This window comes from Micromonospora yasonensis, assembly GCF_026013475.1.
In the GTDB taxonomy this organism is placed as follows: Bacteria; Actinomycetota; Actinomycetes; order Mycobacteriales; family Micromonosporaceae; genus Micromonospora; species Micromonospora yasonensis.
Genome location: NZ_JAPDPH010000429.1, coordinates 1 through 1899, shown reverse-complemented (window position 1 = coordinate 1899; position 1899 = coordinate 1). Strand labels below are relative to the sequence as shown.

General features: G+C 74.6%; 1 protein-coding gene and 2 tRNA genes. 1 reads left to right on the top strand and 2 read right to left on the bottom strand.

Annotation, left to right across the window (positions count from 1 at the left end):
* Window positions 1-173: 173 nt before the first annotated feature.
* Both ONA70_RS36080 and ONA70_RS36075 read right to left on the bottom strand, forming a co-directional pair.
* A tRNA-Arg gene (locus tag ONA70_RS36080) sits at window positions 174-246 on the bottom strand.
* A gap of 35 nt (window positions 247-281) precedes the next feature.
* Window positions 282-372, bottom strand: a tRNA-Ser gene (locus tag ONA70_RS36075).
* A 134-nt stretch (window positions 373-506) separates the two neighbouring features.
* Between ONA70_RS36075 and ONA70_RS36070 the strand changes: the two genes are divergently transcribed.
* The coding region (locus ONA70_RS36070; protein WP_265010953.1) for a hypothetical protein at window positions 507-1899 on the top strand (1393 nt) is incomplete at its 3' end.

Sequence of the window (1899 nt, the reverse complement as noted above, 5' to 3'; positions counted from 1 at the left end):
CCCCGCCGCAGCCGGCCGAGTACGCCGCGAGACCAAGCCCGAAGAGTCCGACGTGAAGTGCCTGGGCGAGCGAATGAGCGGCACGGAGTCGGCGTGACGGCTGCTGTACTTCGCTGCCGTACGGGACGAAAAAGGGGCCGTCTCGGTTTCCCGAAACGGCCCCTTACCTGTTGCGCGCCCGAAGGGACTCGAACCCCTAACCTTCTGATCCGTAGTCAGATGCTCTATCCGTTGAGCTACGGGCGCTTGCTGCTCGGCCAGTCTACACACCGGCCTTCGCGCGGAGACTCCGGGATTCGAACCCGGGAGGGGCTTTAAAACCCCAACCGCATTAGCAGTGCGGCGCCATAGACCAGACTAGGCGAAGTCTCCCTGGTGGCCCGGAGACCACCGCGCCCGAGGATACAGGTCCCCACCCACCCAGGGCAAAGCGACTACCGATAGAGGCTCGGTCCCTGCGTTTTCCCCCGTGTGCGACGTCACGTCCGGGACTAGGCTCCATCGATATGCAGGAGCAGCCGCCGAGCGATCCGCCCCGTCGCGAGCCCGCCGCCAGCGCCCGGCGGAGCCGCTCCACCAAACCGACCTTCACACCACCGCCGGCCACGCGGCCCGCCGAGCAGGCCGGCACCGACGGTGAGCCGGCACCCCGGCCCCGTCGGGTCAGGGCTGCGCCGAGCGTGCTCTTCCAACCACCCGACCTCGCCCTGGCCGGGCCGCCGCCCACCGGTGAGCCCGGTGGGCCCTCCGGCACGCCGGCACCGGCCGCCGCACCACGTCCCCGGCCGGCAGTCGAGGAGACTCCGGCCGACACACCGGCTCGGGATGGCACCGTTCCGTCCGTCACCCGCCCCCGCCGGGCCGCGGCACCCGCCGCGGAGCAGCCCAGCACCGGCTCGTCCGCCGAGGAGCAGCCGGGCACCGGCTCCGAGACCCCGGGACCGACCAGGCGCACCGCCGCGAAGAAGGCGGCCCGGCCCGCCAAGAAGACCGCGCCGGCCGCGCGGAAACGGGCCGGCCGGCCGGCCGCGGCGGCCCCTGACACTTCCGGTGACCCGGAACACCTGACGTCAGCCGTGCCACAGCCGGCGAACACCGGGACCAACGCAGCTCCGGTCGAGGTGCCGCCGGTCACCACCGAGGGCGCCCGGAGCGAGCCGGACGGCAGCGCCGAGCCGACCGGGCCGGTGAGCGTGGCCGGGGCCACGGGTGCAACTCCGGAGACGGCACCGCCCGTAACCACTCGGGCCCGCAAGGCACCCACCACCCGAACGAAAAAGGCCACCCCGGCCAAGACGGCCACTCCGGCCAAGACGGCCACTCCGGCCAAGACGGCCACTCCGGCCAAGAGGGCCATCCGGGCGAAGACGCCGGAGCAGACCGCAGCAGGCCAGCGGACCGCTGCGGTCGCGGAGCCGGCGAGCGCCGCTGCCGCCACCCCGTCGGGACCGCGCGAGGCGAGCCAGGAGCGGGAGTCGGGGCGTACCTCCGGGGTGGGCTGGCGTGCGATGGCCGCGCGGATCGTCGACCACCCGGGCTTCGCGCCGGAGCTGCTGGCCCTCGCGGCAGTGGCGGAGCTGGGGCCGGGGGCCGCCGACTGGGCCGAGCGCACTCGGGCGGCGTACCCGGACGCGGACGCCGACGGGCTGGCCCGGCTGGCGATCCGGCGGTTCGTCCGGTTTGCCGGTACGGGCGGGGCGCTCGCCGCGGGCGCCGGGCTGCTCGCCCCGGTGGCCGAGTTGGCCGCGGTGCTCTGGACGCAGGCCAACCTGGTGCTGCATCTGGCGGCGGTCTACGGCCGGGACCCGGGCCACCTGGACCGGGCGGCCGAGCTGCTGGTGCTGACCCAGGTGCACCCGGACGTCGGCACGGCCCGCGCGGCGCTGGACGCGGTGCCTT